The sequence below is a fragment of the Tolypothrix tenuis PCC 7101 genome, assembly GCF_963874875.1.
GTDB classification, from domain to species: domain Bacteria; phylum Cyanobacteriota; class Cyanobacteriia; order Cyanobacteriales; family Nostocaceae; genus Aulosira; species Aulosira tenue.
Genome location: NZ_CAWNJS010000001.1, coordinates 7222074 through 7238716 on the forward strand (window position 1 = coordinate 7222074; position 16643 = coordinate 7238716).

General features: G+C 40.7%; 12 protein-coding genes and 1 tRNA gene. 6 read left to right on the forward strand and 7 right to left on the reverse strand.

The features are described from left to right. Positions 1 to 136: 136 nt before the first annotated feature. Complete coding sequence (ftsH, locus tag AACU25_RS28495) at positions 137 to 2023, reverse strand: ATP-dependent zinc metalloprotease FtsH (RefSeq protein WP_096581438.1); 1887 nt, start codon at positions 2021 to 2023, stop codon at positions 137 to 139. Positions 2024 to 2586: 563 nt separating this feature from the next. Between ftsH and AACU25_RS28500 the strand changes: the two genes are divergently transcribed. Beyond that, the gene (locus tag AACU25_RS28500; RefSeq protein WP_096581440.1) at positions 2587 to 3132 is read left to right on the forward strand and encodes an NADPH-dependent FMN reductase; all 546 of its coding nucleotides are present in this window, start codon (positions 2587 to 2589) and stop codon (positions 3130 to 3132) included. Between the two features lie 89 nt (positions 3133 to 3221). On the opposite strand, the gene AACU25_RS28505 is transcribed toward AACU25_RS28500, so the two are convergent. Continuing rightward, the gene (locus AACU25_RS28505) at positions 3222 to 4322 is read right to left on the reverse strand and encodes a glutamate-cysteine ligase family protein (protein WP_190445756.1); all 1101 of its coding nucleotides are present in this window, start codon (positions 4320 to 4322) and stop codon (positions 3222 to 3224) included. 605 nt (positions 4323 to 4927) lie between these two features. Here AACU25_RS28505 and AACU25_RS28510 point away from each other — a divergent pair. From AACU25_RS28510 to AACU25_RS28525, 4 genes are all read left to right on the forward strand, one after another. Continuing rightward, positions 4928 to 5641, forward strand: coding sequence for a Mo-dependent nitrogenase C-terminal domain-containing protein (locus AACU25_RS28510; RefSeq protein WP_045868202.1), 714 nt, complete (start codon positions 4928 to 4930; stop codon positions 5639 to 5641). A gap of 154 nt (positions 5642 to 5795) precedes the next feature. After that, positions 5796 to 6824 carry a GTPase ObgE gene (obgE, locus tag AACU25_RS28515; protein WP_096581444.1) on the forward strand — a complete coding sequence of 343 codons (1029 nt, stop codon included), beginning with the start codon at positions 5796 to 5798 and terminating at the stop codon, positions 6822 to 6824. Positions 6825 to 6834: 10 nt separating this feature from the next. Then, positions 6835 to 7422, forward strand: coding sequence for a Uma2 family endonuclease (locus AACU25_RS28520; RefSeq protein ID WP_096581446.1), 588 nt, complete (start codon positions 6835 to 6837; stop codon positions 7420 to 7422). Positions 7423 to 7676: 254 nt separating this feature from the next. Then, the gene (locus AACU25_RS28525) at positions 7677 to 8891 is read left to right on the forward strand and encodes a transporter substrate-binding domain-containing protein (protein ID WP_096581448.1); all 1215 of its coding nucleotides are present in this window, start codon (positions 7677 to 7679) and stop codon (positions 8889 to 8891) included. A gap of 167 nt (positions 8892 to 9058) precedes the next feature. On the opposite strand, the gene mazG is transcribed toward AACU25_RS28525, so the two are convergent. Then, positions 9059 to 9868, reverse strand: a complete 810-nt coding sequence (gene mazG / locus AACU25_RS28530; RefSeq protein ID WP_096581452.1) for a nucleoside triphosphate pyrophosphohydrolase — start codon at positions 9866 to 9868, stop codon at positions 9059 to 9061. Positions 9869 to 9908: 40 nt separating this feature from the next. Then, positions 9909 to 10583 (reverse strand): metal-binding protein, encoded by a 675-nt coding sequence (locus tag AACU25_RS28535; protein ID WP_096581454.1) that lies wholly within the window; start codon positions 10581 to 10583, stop codon positions 9909 to 9911. 88 nt (positions 10584 to 10671) lie between these two features. Between AACU25_RS28535 and AACU25_RS28540 the strand changes: the two genes are divergently transcribed. Next, a tRNA-Val gene (locus AACU25_RS28540) sits at positions 10672 to 10744 on the forward strand. Between the two features lie 836 nt (positions 10745 to 11580). On the opposite strand, the gene AACU25_RS28545 is transcribed toward AACU25_RS28540, so the two are convergent. From AACU25_RS28545 to AACU25_RS28555, 3 genes are all read right to left on the reverse strand, one after another. Continuing rightward, positions 11581 to 14793 (reverse strand): HEAT repeat domain-containing protein, encoded by a 3213-nt coding sequence (locus AACU25_RS28545; protein WP_339382078.1) that lies wholly within the window; start codon positions 14791 to 14793, stop codon positions 11581 to 11583. A 72-nt stretch (positions 14794 to 14865) separates the two neighbouring features. Continuing rightward, the gene (locus AACU25_RS28550) at positions 14866 to 15306 is read right to left on the reverse strand and encodes a hypothetical protein (protein WP_096581460.1); all 441 of its coding nucleotides are present in this window, start codon (positions 15304 to 15306) and stop codon (positions 14866 to 14868) included. A gap of 319 nt (positions 15307 to 15625) precedes the next feature. Continuing rightward, complete coding sequence (locus AACU25_RS28555) at positions 15626 to 16480, reverse strand: phytanoyl-CoA dioxygenase family protein (RefSeq protein ID WP_096581462.1); 855 nt, start codon at positions 16478 to 16480, stop codon at positions 15626 to 15628. Positions 16481 to 16643: the final 163 nt, after the last annotated feature.

The following is a 16643-nucleotide window of genomic DNA, read 5'->3' on the forward strand; positions in this document are numbered from 1 at the left end:
TTACACCTAGATTTGCTATATTTACCAGAAATTGTCAACCTTTTATGCATAATACCCTACAGCAACCTGCACTTTGGCGTTACTGTAGGGTAGCAGAATTAAACTCAAAAATTAGCAATTACGAATTAGTAATTACTTAATGAGATACAGCTATTTTTTCATCAGTTACCTGATTATATTCAGCCACAATTTGGCGGAATAATTCACCTTCAATTGTTTCTTGATCTGATAACAAATCAACAAGACGTTCTAAGGCGATGCGGTTTTCTGTCAGAATTGTTTTTGCTGTTTGATAGCTTTGGCTAATAATGTCTCGCACTTGAGCATCTATTTTGGAGGCTATTTCTTCAGAATACTCTGATTTATTCATCCAATCGCGCCCTAAAAAGACTTCTCCTCCTTGATTTTCTAGGGACAATGGGCCTAAGCTCGACATCCCGAATCTTGTTACCATTTGACGTGCTAAGTTTGTTACTTTTTGCAAGTCATCACCTGCACCTGTGGTAACTTCTGGCTTACCAAAAACAATTTCTTCGGCAGCGCGACCACCTAAAATTGAAGTAATTTTGCCAATAATTTGGGCGCGAGAGATTAAACCCTGTTCTTCGTTGGGAGTGAACCAAGTTAATCCTAATGCTTGTCCACGGGGGATGAGGGTGACTTTTTGTACTGGGTCGTGGTCTTTAATTAAGGTGCCGACTAAAGCGTGTCCTACTTCGTGGTAGGCTATGAGGCGTTTGCTCTTGCTGTCAACCAAAGCTGTGCCTTCCATCCCTGCAACTACTCGGTCTACAGCATCATCAATTTCTAGGATGGTAACAGCTTCCTTTCTACGTCTGGCGGTGAGAATGGCAGCTTCGTTGAGTAAGTTAGCTAAATCTGCGCCTGTAAATCCTGGTGTGCGGCGAGCGATCGCATCTAAGGATACACTAGAATCAATTTTCTTATTGCGGGCATGAACTTTTAAAATTTCCAAGCGCCCTTTCAGATCCGGTGCATCAACCATTACTTGACGGTCAAAGCGTCCGGGACGGAGTAACGCTGCATCAAGGACATCGGGACGGTTGGTAGCAGCAATAATAATGATACCAGTGTTACCTTCAAAACCATCCATTTCGGTGAGCAGTTGATTGAGGGTTTGCTCCCTTTCATCGTTACCGCCACCAATTCCTGCACCTCTTTGTCTACCTACAGCGTCAATTTCATCAATAAAGATGAGACAAGGGGCATTTTCTTTAGCTTTCTTAAATAAGTCGCGAACGCGGGATGCACCTACACCCACAAACATTTCCACAAATTCCGAACCGGAAATGCTAAAGAATGGGACACCTGCTTCCCCTGCGATCGCTTTTGCCAGTAAAGTTTTACCTGTACCAGGAGGGCCAATTAACAGTACGCCTTTAGGAATCCTTGCGCCTACAGCGGTAAATCTTTCTGGTTGTTTGAGGAAAGTGACAACCTCTTGCAGTTCTTCTTTGGCTTCTTCTACCCCAGCTACATCGTCAAATTTTACGCCGGTTTTCGCCTCCATCTGGAAGCGCGCGCGAGATTTACCAAAGTTCATCGCTTGGCTAGAAGCATTAGTTGAGCGTCTGAGGAACAATAGCATTAAAGCCACGAGCGGCAAAATCCACATCAGGTTAATCAATAACCCAACAGCTGCTCTACTGTTAGCAGAGGAAACTTCAGCAAAATCCACATTTTTCTCTTTGAGTTTATTAATTAACTCTGGGTTTTGCTCTAACAGTTTTACCTGAATGGGTGAATCTGATTTTTGCCCAACTAAATAAACCTTGGCTATCTGTTCAGTTTCATCCAGCTCGACTTTTGCAACTTCTCCCCTTTCGGTTTTTTTAATCAACTCCCCATAAGTTAAAGAGTTACGCTCGGCTTTTTGCGCCAAGGCCGGGTTTCCACCTAAAATGCCTGGCAATAATATTAAGCTGGCTGCTACTGCACCAGTCCAAGGAACACGCTTTGCCGTTCGCTGTTTGTTCAATGCCTTTTTCCCTAAATTTGTCATAATAATTACCCTTTTCCTGCTGGCAAAAGCTGAACGCTGATTTTATGCCTATTCTTCTAGAAGAAATTGAAATAACTGGAAATAATTGAATTCTTATCTAGTTTAACTTCCACATAAAACCATTTCCCAAACTCTCTATCAGCTTTCAGGAATACGCTCCTATCTGCAACGGGAAATTCACCTACTAGGGGAATGAACCTGAAAACTGATCTGAAGTTTCCTGGTTTGCTAAGTGCTTACATTCCTCTAAAGGCTGCGTACATAGTAACTATTCTGACAAAATTCTCTCTGAAGTGGGGCTTTTACCCTATTAACATCAAATTTTCTTAGAGATGTAATTTGACATATTACGCAACAAATCGCTAAGATAAACATAATCGTAATGATTCCGCCTTTCAAAAATTTTGCTACTTCTGGTCATCTCTGCTGATAGCAGGATGGTTAAGAGTTTTTGGCATTTCATACTTGGTGTTTGGTAATGGGTAATGGGTAATTGGTAATTGGTAATTGCCCCAATTCCCGGTTCTCTAATTAGTAAATTTATTTAGTCTGTGGGTGGTTTTATGGTAAAAATTGTTGGCATTGGTGGTAGTTTAAGAGCTAACTCTTATACCCAAATTGCTTTACAAGTTGCAGCGCAAAGGGTAGAAGCATTAGGTGCAGAAGTAGAGATTCTTGATTTACGGCAGATGCAGCTACCATTTTGCAATGGTGGTAAAGACTATTCAGATTATCCAGATGTTCAGCGTTTGCGAGACACAGTAACTAATACTGATGGGTTAATTTTGGCTACACCTGAATATCATGGTGGCGTTAGCGGTGTACTAAAAAATACCCTAGATTTGCTCAGTTTTGACGAACTGTCTGGTAAAGTGGCAGGCGTAGTTAGCGTACTAGGTGGACAATCCAATAGCAACGCCCTCAATGAACTCAGGTTAATTTTGCGCTGGGTACATGGTTGGGTAATTCCAGAACAAATTGCGATTGGACAAGCTTGGGGCGCGTTCAATGCTGAAGGTAAGCTGTTAGATGAAAAACTCTCCCAACGCTTCGATCAATTTGCTCAAAGTTTAGTGGATAATACTCGCAAATTGCGGGGAGTACAGTAAAGTCAGCAACTAAAATTTAATTTGCATCATCAGGGTTAATACTACTAGATATTTTGTTTAAACCCTGATGATTCATATAAAAATTAGATTTATTTTAAGTAAGTTTGTTTTAAAACTGCTTCTATAGAATTGAAACGCTGATATTGTTTTATAAGTTCTTGAGCCTTTGTTTCTCCGCTCTCTAAAATATTTTTTAGTGGAGTTAAGAAATTAATATCTGAGTCGTTTTTAAGAGCTGCTGCTGCTGCTTGTAAAATCTTATTGGCATTGTCAAAAATCTCTGCATTACTAAATCCCTGTTTTGCCGAAACTTGGTGTAATTCGGCATCTGGAATAGTGGCTCTACCTGTCAAAGATTCATCTAAAACTAAACCTTTCAGTAAAGCTAATAGAGCTGCGTAAAGTGAAAAATCATCGCAACTATCAAAAGCTTTAAATTCAATTCGACCTACTTCAGCAGGTATGCGCGCTACTTTTGTTAATGAAGGTACACTGGTAATTAATTGTTCTGCTTTTTCTACAAATACTAGTGTAGCTGGTCTTTTACCAGTTCTGACAAAGGTTCTGACCGACAATCCATCCCACAAATTGCCATTATAAAAAGGCGCACTATAGCTAAAAGGAACTATATAAGGGCTGTAATAAGTTAATTTTCTGCCAATATCAATTAGTTTTTCTACAGACAAGTCTGCTATAGAAATATTTAAATCTGGCCCGTAAGTAACCATGTAAATATTAGCAGTATGTTCGTCCGGGTAAGACTGTAGCTGCTGAATTTCATAATCATTTAATGGTGGGTTAGGTTCAAAAATTGTCTTATAAGGATTAAAGCTAGCTAAAACAGGTGTGAAGCCATAATCTGCTGCTACTTCACGCAATAAGTTAAAACTTTCTGTTAATTCATCTATAGCACCTTGAATCTGAGAATGTATAGTTGTTCTAATTTCTATACCTTTAGGTAAGCAATCGATGACTTTATCAGAGTCAGCGAATCTTTCAAATCCCTCAATATACCATCTCTTCTTTTTAATCCCAGCATCACCTACGCGTAGCTGAGAATAATCATTAGGATATGTAGGTAGCCTTTCCACAATTTGATTGAATTCAGCATATTTTGTCTCTGAGAAATCAGCAAACTTTCCTGCTTGGTTCAGAAAAGCAACTTCATGTTCAATCCCGAAAAAAAACATCATTATATTCCTTAAAGATTTGGCGTTCAGCTAAACTTGAGTGCTGAGAGATCGGTGTAAACCTATTTCCACACCTATTGTTGATGAGAATAGAGTTTTGAAATCCTCATCTTTGCTAGCTATATGAGATACTTTTGCAATAGTTAGTGTAACAAATCTGTAATTAATTGCTGCAAAAATATCGGCAGATTGGTTAAATCCGATGATGAATCCGGTGTTGAAGACTCAAAAGCAATCAAGCTTTTTGGAGAGACGACCAGCTTAAATATAAAAATTATCAATACTTTTTTCTAAATGTGTTTGAACAGTGCTAAAGAGAGAAGCACTGTTGCCTATTTTGTTGAGTCATCTCAATTTTTATTAATTAGTTATAATTCCTGTGTCTGTACAAAAGCGCAAAAACGCTTTCTCCCTTGACTCCCTACATCTGTTTGATCTGAATGAAAAATCTTTCACTGAACGCGATATCAAGGGTTGATTTCTGCATTGAGGCTGACAAAAAACCAATTTTTACTGTCTCTAAAGTTAAATATGTAACAGTTTAATTACCTTGAACGTAGCTTAGTATTTAGTGTATGGACTGAGGACAGCTTGAGGCATTGTTTATGAAAAGTGTCGTTCAATCCCCCTACAGTAGTGAACAAGTTGCAGTCTGGCTGCGTGGATTGCTGACTATAGCTTGGGCTGATGGTAACTTTGACCCTCATGAACAGCAGTTAATTGCTAGTATCACAGAGGAAGAATTGGCCCCTGGGATTCAATTTGATTCGCTGGAAGTTATCACTCCAGAGGAATTAGCCAAAACTTTAGGCAAAGGTACTGCAGCAGCAGAGAACTTTTTGCGGACTGCGGTAATGGTAGCGATCGCAGATGGTACATATTCTCCCAGCGAAGACCAAGTTCTGCAAGAGTTATGTCACGCCCTGGGACAGCCAAAGGATTTAATCGAAGCTCTGCGTCATACCCTAGAACATATAGATGATGTAGATCCTGTAGAGAGTTTCCTACAGCGCGAAGCATCTGCGAATCCCTCTTTAACAATTGCGCCCTATGCACCTCCTCAGGATGCACTCACTCCCCTGCGCGATTGGATGGATGGATTAGATATTGAAGATCCTAGAGTTGCTCGCTTCTTATGTAAAATGATTCCTTCACAATGCCCTTTTGAACGGGATGTGAAGCTGTTTGGTCGTAAAATTGTACATATTCCGCCACTATGTAAAATTAATCCTTTGTATGAACAAATGGTAGGATTGCGTTTTCGCGCCCTTTCCTATCTAGCAGATGAATGTGGTGAGGATGTCTCGCCTTATATCTAAGTGCTGAGTGCTGAGTTAAAACGATAGAGTAAAGAGTGAAGGCCAATATTGTTTTGTTTAGCCCATAGATACAAACGCAAGCAAGATTGTGGTCTCAATAAAACTTATAATTTAAAACTCTAACTCAGGACTTGAGACTCAGCACTCCAAAAATATGCAATTTATCGATCAAGCAGTTATCGAAGTAGAAGCTGGTAAAGGCGGCGATGGTATTGTCGCCTTCCGTCGAGAGAAATATGTGCCTGCGGGTGGCCCTTCTGGTGGAAATGGTGGACGTGGTGGTTCAATAATTTTTGTAGCTGTGGAAAATCTGCAAACTTTGCTAGATTTTCGCTACAATCATCGATTTCAGGCAGAAAATGGGGGACGTGGTGGCCCGAATAATTGCACAGGGGCTTCAGGAAAGGATTTAATTATTGAAATTCCTTGTGGTACAGCTATTTATGATGCGACAACAGGTGCTTTATTAGAAGATTTAATTGAGCCTGGACAAAGATTTCGCGTTGCGGAAGGTGGTAAAGGCGGATTAGGAAATCAGCATTTTTTGAGTAACCGCAATCGCGCCCCAGAATATGCACTTCCCGGTTTACCTGGGGAAATGAAGGTTCTACGTTTGGAATTGAAACTTTTGGCTGAGGTAGGAATTATTGGGTTACCAAATGCTGGTAAATCCACTTTAATTTCATCTTTATCAGCTGCACGTCCTAAGATTGCTGATTATCCTTTTACTACCTTGATTCCGAATTTAGGTGTAGTACGTAAACCTTCTGGTGATGGTACAGTTTTTGCCGATATCCCCGGATTAATTGAAGGGGCTTCTCATGGTGCAGGGTTGGGATATGACTTTTTGCGCCATATTGAACGTACAAAAGTTTTGCTGCATTTAATTGATGCTACCAGCGAAGATGTATTGGGTGATTTCAAAACAATTCAGCAAGAATTAAAAGTATACGGACGGGGTTTAGCAGAACGTCCACAAATTTTGGCGCTGAATAAAATTGATGCGGTTGATCGAGAAACTGTAGACTTAGAGGCATTAGCTACTGAGTTAAATCACCTCTCTTATGCCCCAGTTTTCTTAATTTCCGCTGTTACCCGCACTGGTTTGGAACCGATGTTACAAGAAGTTTGGGGAATTCTTGACCAAATGAATGCTGTCGAAGAAGCGGAAGTATTAGGTTAGGTGAAATCCTATGACTATTGCACAGACACAAAAGTATTATTCACCCGAAGAGTATCTCGAATTAGAGGTTAATTCTGAGGAACGCCATGAATATATTGATGGTCAAATTATCCCTATGACAGGCGGAACACCAAATCATAATCAAATTGTCGGTAACTTTTATGCGGCGCTCAATTTTGCACTCAAGCGTCAACCTTATCGAGCTTTTGTAACTGACCAACGTTTATGGATTCCTAATAAGAGAATTCATACTTATCCTGATGTAATGATAGTAAAAACACCTTTGGAGTATCAAGAAGGAAGACGTGATACTCTGATTAATCCCATATTTATTGCTGAGGTGTTATCAAAATCTACTAAAAGTTATGACAGGGATGAAAAGTTTGCTGCTTATCGGACTATTCCTGGTTTTCAAGAGTATGTTTTGATTGACCAATATAGAATGCACGTTGAGCAGTATTTTAAAACAGAAAACAATAAATGGATATTTTCTGAATATGAAGATGGAGATGTAATTCTATCTCTGGCTGCTGTTTCTTTTCAAATTACACTAGCTGATATTTACGATAAAGTTGATTTTAATACTGAGGAAGAGTGAGATTAAATATCGGAATCCGATTTGATTTTTGAAAAAATTTCATTATGATCTGATGCGTTACGCGATCGCTAACGCATCCTACGTGAACTGGTATGAGTGCGATCGCCTCTGTAAAACCCTATTGTGTCGTAAAATCTAGGTGTCTAATTTTACCCACAAATCTGAATTTACAATTCATCATTGATTATTCAGTTATATTGCCTTGTAAGTGGGAATTATAAAAAGGTATTGAATATCACCTAAAGAAAGTTTCAATGATAAATGCGATCGCACCGTTTGCTTATTTTTACAGACTTTACAGTAAGAACAAAAGCAAGCTTTTCCCAAAACGCCATCTGTGGCTAGTATTAGTTGGTGGAATTTTAGCGCTGCTGGTGGTGCTAACGGGAGTTCACCCAGGACTAGCGCAAAACCCAGAACCATCACCAGCAGTAGAAGTAGCGCCAAAACCAGAAGAAGCATCAACAAATGAATTTGTAGTTGCTACAAGGGTGATAGCACCCTTTGTATTTGCGGAGAAAGGTGAACTATCTGGTTTCAGTATTGATTTATGGCGCAGTATTGCAACCAAATTAGGTATCAACTCGAAATTTGTTGAATATCCCAATGTTCAGGATTTGCTTTCTGCTGTTAAGGATGGCAAAGCAAATGCTGGAATTGCAGCTATTTCCATTACAGCAGAACGTCAGCAGAATTTTGATTTCTCTTTACCAATGTTTGCTGCTGGGCTGCAGATAATGGTCAGACCGCCAGAGACAAATGGTGGTGCTTTATCTAATATTTTGCAATTGGTTTTTTCTGCCTCACTTTTGCAAGTAGTTGGCATTGCACTACTGCTGATTGTAGTAGCAGCTCATGTTATTTGGCTGTCCGAACGCAATCACAAAGAAGGCATGATTGATAAATCATACTTCCCTGGTATTTTTAAAGCCTGTTGGTGGGCTGCAGCCACATTAGCAACCCAAGCTGATGAAATGCCTAAAGGAGTAGTAGGACGTTTTATCGCGATTATTTGGATGTTTATCGGTGTGCTGTTTGTTGCCTACTTCACAGCCGCAGCTACTACATCGCTAACTGTACAGCAGCTTCAAGGAGACATCAGAAGTGTAGATGATTTGCCTGGTAAGCTAGTAGCAACAACAGCTGGAAGTACAGCCGCAAAATATCTCAAAGAACATAATATTTCCACCCTAGAAGTTCCGAAAATTGAGGAAGCTTACAATGCTTTGCAAAATAAAAAAGCGGATGCTGTAGTATTTGATGCTCCCGTTCTCCTGTTCTATGCGGCTCATGAAGGTCAAGGTAAAGTAGAAGTTGTTGGTAGTGTCTTCCGTGAAGAAAACTACGGTATTGTCTTACCCAATAACAGTACTTACCGCAAACAAATTAATAGTGCATTGTTAAGTCTCAGAGAAGATGGCACTTATCAATCGCTTTATGATAAGTGGTTTGATGTTAAAAAATCTTAAGTTCTGCCAAACAATCACCATTTGCAGTGATGAATAAATGGAAGGCAATAATATCGCATCTACCTCTCATAGGAATTCTCCAAAATTTCGCAAAAGATTCAAACTCAGAAACCATTTTTAAATATGGCTTTTCTAATTTTGAATTTTGAATTTTGAATTTTGAATTATTATGTGCCTTCCTGTGCAATTTGAGCTTTTGCTTGTTGCCACAAACTTTCCAACTCCTGTAAGCTGTAATCCGAAAGGGGGCGGTTAACAACTGCCTCCATTTTTTGTAACCTTTGGATAAATCGCTGATTTGTACCTTGCAATCCAGCACTAGGATCGAGATTATGCCAACGGGCTAGCTGAATAATTGCAAACAGTAAATCGCCTAATTCTGCTTGTTGTGCTTCTTTTGTTTCTGCTGCTAAAGCCTGTTGAAATTCGCCTAACTCTTCATGAAATTTTTCCCATACTCCATCGATATTTTCCCATTCAAACCCTACAGCCGCAGCTTTTTGGGAAATCTTCATCGCTGCTGTTAATGGGGGAAGGCTACGCCCATAGCGGCTGAGTTTAGTACTAAGTTTTTGATTTTCTGGGGATGGTTCGCCCTTTTCTGCGGCTTTAATTTCTTCCCAATTTTGCCGCACCTCATCGACACTCGCCACTGTCACATCACCAAATACATGGGGATGACGGCGAATCAATTTTTGGGAAATACCTTCAGCAATTTCTTTGAGAGAGAATTGCCCAGCTTCACTTGCAATTTGAGCTTGCAAAACTACTTGTAAGAGTAAATCTCCTAATTCCTCTGCGATCGCATTTTGATCGCCACTCTTAATTGCATCTACCACCTCATAAGCTTCTTCAATTACATAAGGTGTCAAACTTTCCGGCGTTTGTGCCAAATCCCAAGGACAACCACCATCAGGCGATCGCAATTTTGCCACCACATCAATTAATTCTTGTAATGCTGCTAAATTTTCGTTCATAGTAATTTGTTATTGGTTAATGAGCATTGGGCATTGGGCATTATTTATTTCCTCTTGTCCCCTTTCCCCCCTGCTTCCTCTGTCTCCCTGCTCCCTCTACCCCTCTGCTTCCTCTGCTTCCTCTACTCCCCCTGCCCCCTGCCCCCTGCCCCCCTGCCCGATAGGGTTTACGTTTCTTAATTTTGCCACTAGGAAGCAACGCCCGAACACCTTGCCTTTTGACTCGCTTGTATGTGGAATTGCTCCAATCGCTGAGTGTATGGCTCATAGCACCGAGTTCCATGCCTAAGAATAAGGCGAGGAATTCAGTACCGTAACTTGTGAGCGATCGCTCGACTGTTCCACCGACGTTTTGCCAAAGAGAGGCGGTATTTAAGAGCTTTTCGGCAATGGCTACAAATATGATGGTGGCGATCGCTAGCAAGCAGCAGAGATAAACTACTCGTAGCGTCGTGCCAATAATCGGCCCGTGGGATAAAAAAGAGCGATGGCGTAAACTTTTTTGATAAGGTAGCCAAATCCAGCGCAAGAAGCCCCAGCGTTGGTATTGAATAGAGTAAATATCCAAATCTGGGCCGAACATCAGCCCACCAAACAGAAACCCGCCGGAAACGAATAAAGTCACATTGCTACTGCCAGTCTGCCAGAAAGTCACACCCGCAACAATCGGCAGAGCATACAGCGTAATGCTATCGTGGGTTCGACCAGAGGGCATTTAAAAAGTTCTCAAAAATTTTTTCTCAAAAATACTAGCGCGATTCAAAATCTTTTGCTATATTCTATAAATGTGAGTGAAAACGAGCGGGCGGTTAGCTCAGTTGGTAGAGCGCCTGCCTTACAAGCAGGATGTCATCAGTTCGAGTCTGGTACTGCCCATCACTTTAAAAAGACTAGAAGTAAGTTAAAAGCTGCTTCTAGTCTTTTTTAGTTAAGAGAAGATTTGCACAGTGTATGTAGTTAAACATAATTAATTACACAATGTCATTGCGAATGTAGCAAAGCGAAATGAAGCAATCACAGCCCTTGCGATTGCTTTGCTGCGCTCGCAATGACGTAACGAATTTTGTGTGGTTATTTATGTAACTCTCATGGCTACAGATAGACGTTATAACGTTGGTTGAGAAAATACAAGCTTTGGTCATGAAAACTTCCGCTTTGGTGACCAAGACATAAGCGTTGGTCACGAAAGAGCAAACGTTGGTGACCAAAATTATTGTTTGATAAGTAAAACTTTTGTGTTGGTGACCAAGATATAAGCGTTGGTCACGAAAGAGCAAACGTTGGTGACCAAAATTATTGTTTGATAAGTAAAACTTTTGTGTTGGTAACCAAGATATAAGCGTTGGTCACGAAAGAGCAAACGTTGGTGACCAAAATCATTGTTTAATAAGTAAAACTTTTGTGTTGGTGACCAAGACATAAGTGTTGGTCACAAAAGAGCAAACGTTGGTGACCAAAATCATTGTTTGATAAGTAAAACTTTTGTGTTGGTGACTAAAATATAAGCGTTGGTCACAAAACAATAAACGTTGGTGACCAAAATTATTGTTTGATAAGTAAAACTTTTATGTTGGTGACCAAGATATAAGCGTTGGTCACGAAACAAAAAACGTTGGTCACGAAAGCTTGTTTAAGCTCATCCTATACGTAAAAGGGAGTGGGATTTCGCGGGCATGGGACATGGAAAAGGCATCTAAGCTTCGTTGCTGCACTCAAATTTTTGTAAAGAGGATTTTTATAATGCTTTTCATTGTACGCGTAGCAAAATTATGTTGATGCCAAGCTTGATAGAAATCGGTGTAAGGCATATTCTTGGCACATTCCCAGGCTAAATTATAGAATTTATCATCCAATCGCCAATAACTACTTAAAGCTTTAACTGCTGTACACCGATGCTTATTATCTCGTATTATTTTCCCTAAGCTATATGCTGCCTGCCTACGGGTGTCTTTATCCAGATGTTGTGATTGCAGCAGTTGCACTAAAGCGGCGATCACAAATTCATTGCCTGTGCCGATTTTCTCTAACCTATATGCTGCCTGTAAACGGGTATTTTTATCCAGATGTTGTGATTGTAGCACTTGCACCAAAGCGGCGATCACAAATTCATTGCCTGTGCCGATTTTTTCTAAGCTATCTGCTGCCTGCCTACGGGTGTAGTCAGACAGATGTTGTGATTGCAGCAGTTGCACCAAGGCGGCGATCGCAAATTCATTGCCTGGGTCGATTTTCCCTAAGCTTTCTGCTGCCTGCCTACGGGTGTCTTCATCCAGATGTTGTGATTTCAGCAGTTGCACCAAGGCGGCAATCGCAAATTCATTGCCTGTGCCGATTTTTCCTAAGCTATCTGCTGCCTGCCAACGGGTGTAGTCAGACAGATGTTGTGATTGCAGCAGTTGCACCAAGGCGGTGATCGCAACTTGATTGCCTGGGTCGATTTTCCCTAAGCTTTCTGCTGCCTGCCTACGGGTGTCTTTATCCAGATGTTGTGATTGCAGCAGTTGCATCAAGGCGGCGATCGCAAATTCATTGCCTGTGCCGATTTTTCCTAAGCTTTCTGCTGCCTGCATACGGGTGTCTTCATCCAGATGTTGCGATTGCAGCAGTTGCACCAAGGCAGTGATCGCAACTTGATTGCCTGGGTCGATTTTCCCTAAGCTTTCTGCTGCCTGCCAACAGGTGTAGTCAGACAGATGTTGTGATTGCAGCAGTTGCACCAAGACGGTGATCGCAAATTCATTGCCTGTGCCGATTTTCTCTAAGCTTTCTGCTGCTTGCCTACGGGTGTCTTTATCCAGATGTTGTGATTGCAGCAGTTGCACCAAGGCGGCGATTGCAACTTGATTGCCTGTGCCGATTTTCCCTAAGCTTTCTGCTGCTTGCCTACGGGTGTCTTTATCCAGATGTTGTGATTGCAGCAGTTGCACCAAGGCGGCGATTGCAACTTGATTGCCTGTGCCGATTTTCTCTAAGCTATCTGCTGCCTGCCAACGGGTGTAGTCAGACAGATGTTGTGATTGCAGCAGTTGCACCAAGGCGGCGATTGCAACTTGATTGCCTGGGTTGATTTTTCCTAAGCTTTCTGCTGCCTGCATACGGGTGTCTTCATCCAGATGTTGCGATTGCAGCAGTTGCACCAAGGCGGCGATCGCAACTTGATTGCCTGTGCCGATTTTTCCTAAGCTTTCTGCTGCCTGCATACGGGTGTCTTCATCCAGATGTTGTGATTGCAGCAGTTGCACCAAGGCGGCGATCGCAAATTTATTGCCTGTGCTGATTTTCTCTAAGCTATATGCTGCCTGCATACGGGTGTCTTCATCCAGATGTTGCGATTGCAGCAGTTGCACCAAGGCGGCGATCGCTTTTGTCCGGTCTGTTTGCTGTAAAGCTGACTTAGCTTCCTCATTAAGAGAACTTTGACGATCAATTATCCAATTGACGATTTGCGCTATTATTTCATCTGCTCTTAAATAATCTTTAAACTCTGCAATCCCTGCGGCTGCTAGTAAATAAGCGCGATATTTATAAAATTTTTGACATCCATCTTTAAAACTAATTAAAGCATCAATAAACTGTTGCTTTTTCTGTTTGGGTATTTCTTCTTCTCTTCCTAACCAAAGCAATATTGTTTGCTTCCATTGCGGTTCAAAGATGCGATATTTTGCATCTTTAAGTTTAACAGGTTTATTTTTGTGTTTACAGGGTAAAAAAAAGTTCCAGTCATCAATTGCTTTAGCAGCAAAATACTCTTGAAATGAGGCATGAAAAAAGGCGTAAACAGGTTGTCTCTGTTCATCTATCCCTATACTGTTCAGCCAACCCAGATTTAATGCCAAACTCAGCAACGAATTTTCATCCTCAGCATTCCCTAAGAAGCGATTAACAAAATCCTGATGCAAGCGAAACCGAGTTGCTTCTTGGTCTATTGCTGTTTTAGCTAATTCCCCTAGTTGGATATTTAGTTGCTGAATCTGGTCAGGAGTTATCGCAACTTTGTCTTTTTTCCATTTGTAGAAGTCATCAACAAATTGCTGATAGAGTCCGGCTTGAGTATCTGGTAATTTACCATCTCCTGATTGCCAATTTAAACACAGCAGCGTCAACCGCAAAGGATTTTTCACTAAATCTTGAATTCGTTCTTTCCCTGATTCTTTCAAAGCATGGCATAAATGCTTCGCCTTTTCTAGATTAGTAGCGAACCAATTGTGAATAAATCTTTCTACCTGTTGTGGATAAGAAAAATTTAAAGTGCGATAGGTATCAAAATCATCAAGTACATTAATGCTACTATCCCACATATTAACCCGACAGGTCAGCACAATTCGCGCTTGAGAAATTGCGCCTGCTTCACGCAATTGACGTGAAATTTCTATTAGCGGATTACCTGAAGATGCGGACATTTCATCTAACCCATCTAGGAGTAGCCACACATGATTTTGATTAAAAAGAGCAACAAAATCATCTTTTAATTGCTTGGTGGCTTCAGCTTTACCTATTTTCTCAGCTACCTGATTTAACCAAGTCTCCAAAAGATAAGCTTTTAATTCCTTCGCGCGCAAATCTGCCAAAGATACCCAAATGACAATCGACTGCTGAATCTCACGAGATACCCAATCAGCAATCTGCTGTAACAGTGTTGTCTTTCCTGCGCCTGGTTCACCAATAATGGCAATTCGCTTACCTTGACTTTTAGGTGTATTCTTCTGTTTTAAAACTTCTTCCAAAAAAGCATCATGCTCAAAATTTTTGGTGATTTCTGTTTCTTTATAAAGTTCTGAACCCTGTTCTGGAGAAACATCATCGTGACGTTTAGATAGTTTTTTGCGCTCAACTAATCCCAGTGGTACGTAAACATCATCAACTTGCAGCGTTACGCCTTCAGTTAATGTCAAGGGATTTGTAGTCAGCTTGCGCCTGTCTGTCAATATTTCACGACAGATTTCGCGCCATTTATCGGGAGTTAATTTTACCCGATTCTCCCCGTCGGGCGGCTGTAGTCAAAACGAGAAGTTATTAGTTTGGTTATTTATCTGTCCTTGATTTACAACCCCAATTTTTTCTGCTAGCTGTGTCAGATTTTGAATGCTTGGCTGTTGAGACTTGAGAGTATTCTCTATTTCTTGAATTTTTTGAGCAAGTTTTGGTTCTGCTTTGGCTGCTGCTTCTACATCTACAACTGCTTGAGCAATTTCTGGGTCTTGTTCTGCTGCGGCTTTCAGTTCCAGAACTGCTTGTCCATAATCTAATCGTTGCGGTTCATTTCCTTCTAAAGCACTGGTGAGTAATGGCGATTTATTCTTCTGGCGGAGTAATCCTATCAACTTGCGACCTAGCGTCCATGTAGCATCACCAATATTTTCGCCAATTTTTTCTTGTGCTTTAGTCCACAGTGTAGTGGCGATCGCAGTAGCAACAGCTGTCAGTGTTACAGTCACCATAAACTCAAAGTCAATGTAGAAATTACTGATATTTGCTCTATTTTGGTATTATGATAGCAATTTTTACTGACAAGCAACGGATGGTTAATGAAGCCTAATTTGCGATCACTCACCTTTTAACTTAAATAATCAGGGCATAGCACTGCTATGCCCCTACGACAGATGATAGATATGGCAGATGTTAAGGAACTTCCAGAAAATAAATCATCCCATTTTCATATTGGCAGAGTCTTTCTCCTCTGCTTCCTCTGCTTCCTCTGCATACACAGCGTTCGCGTAGCGTCCCGCAGGGATGGAATATTTTTTTAGTTAGAAGTCCTTAAGCTGGCAATACTCTTGCAAAGGTTTGATCGTTATATTGCTTACAGCATTCTGGACGTAAAGGATTCTTAGCAGTGTACACAAAAAACAGAGTAGACCGTGATTGTGTACGAGGTTTACCGTGATGGAAAATAGCTCTAGGATCTGCAATAACTATGCTTCCAGCTTTCCCGGGGCATGATTTCCACAGTGACTTAGGCACGATTTTTTCTATCTCTGCATCATTCAGACCTACTAAACCTTTTGCGGTTTTGGGTACAATCTTAGAGCGAATTTGCAACTGTTGAATTAATGACATTTGAGATTTAGGAATATACTCAAATGGGCCATTTTCTACACTCACATCATTGAGGTAGATAATTACCTTAACCATGCGACGGTCTTCTGCATCTAAATGCCATAATTCTGTAGTTAGTTGCTCATCATTAGCAAAGTCTCGCCGTAAATGTACACCTTGAAAGGCAATAGGTAGACCGATATAGTTCTCGATAATATTCAGTAACCTTTGTTCACTTCCCCAGTTATAAAACTCAGGTAAATCTGTCACAGTAAAAATCTGCGGATAAGCTGGATTTTCTAAGCTACCAAATTTTTGCGTATTCTTGTATTTAGCGGCTAAAGCTAACTCCATATTAGCTAACTGGCTTTCCGCAGATGGAATCAATGCAGATGTTTTGGGAAGTGCTAAATCTTGTAAAGAAGTAGTAACAACTCCTTCTTTACGCAGAGTATCAACAATCAACTTATCTTCTGGAGATAGCTCAGGTAATTTCCTAGCATGGCGCATTAAATCTATTCGGTAACGCAATTCGGAGGGGATTCTGGGAATATATTTATGCAGTTGATTGAACATAGCAAAATATCAACCTTTAAATGTTGAGTAGTAATTGATGGTATTAGTTACAATTTATGCTTATTGGTTTTGGGGCAAAGGTTAAAGGTTAAGGGTTAAAGGCTTTTTTCCCTTTTCCCATTCCCCTTTTTTCCCTTAACCGACAAATATTGAGTTTGTAGCC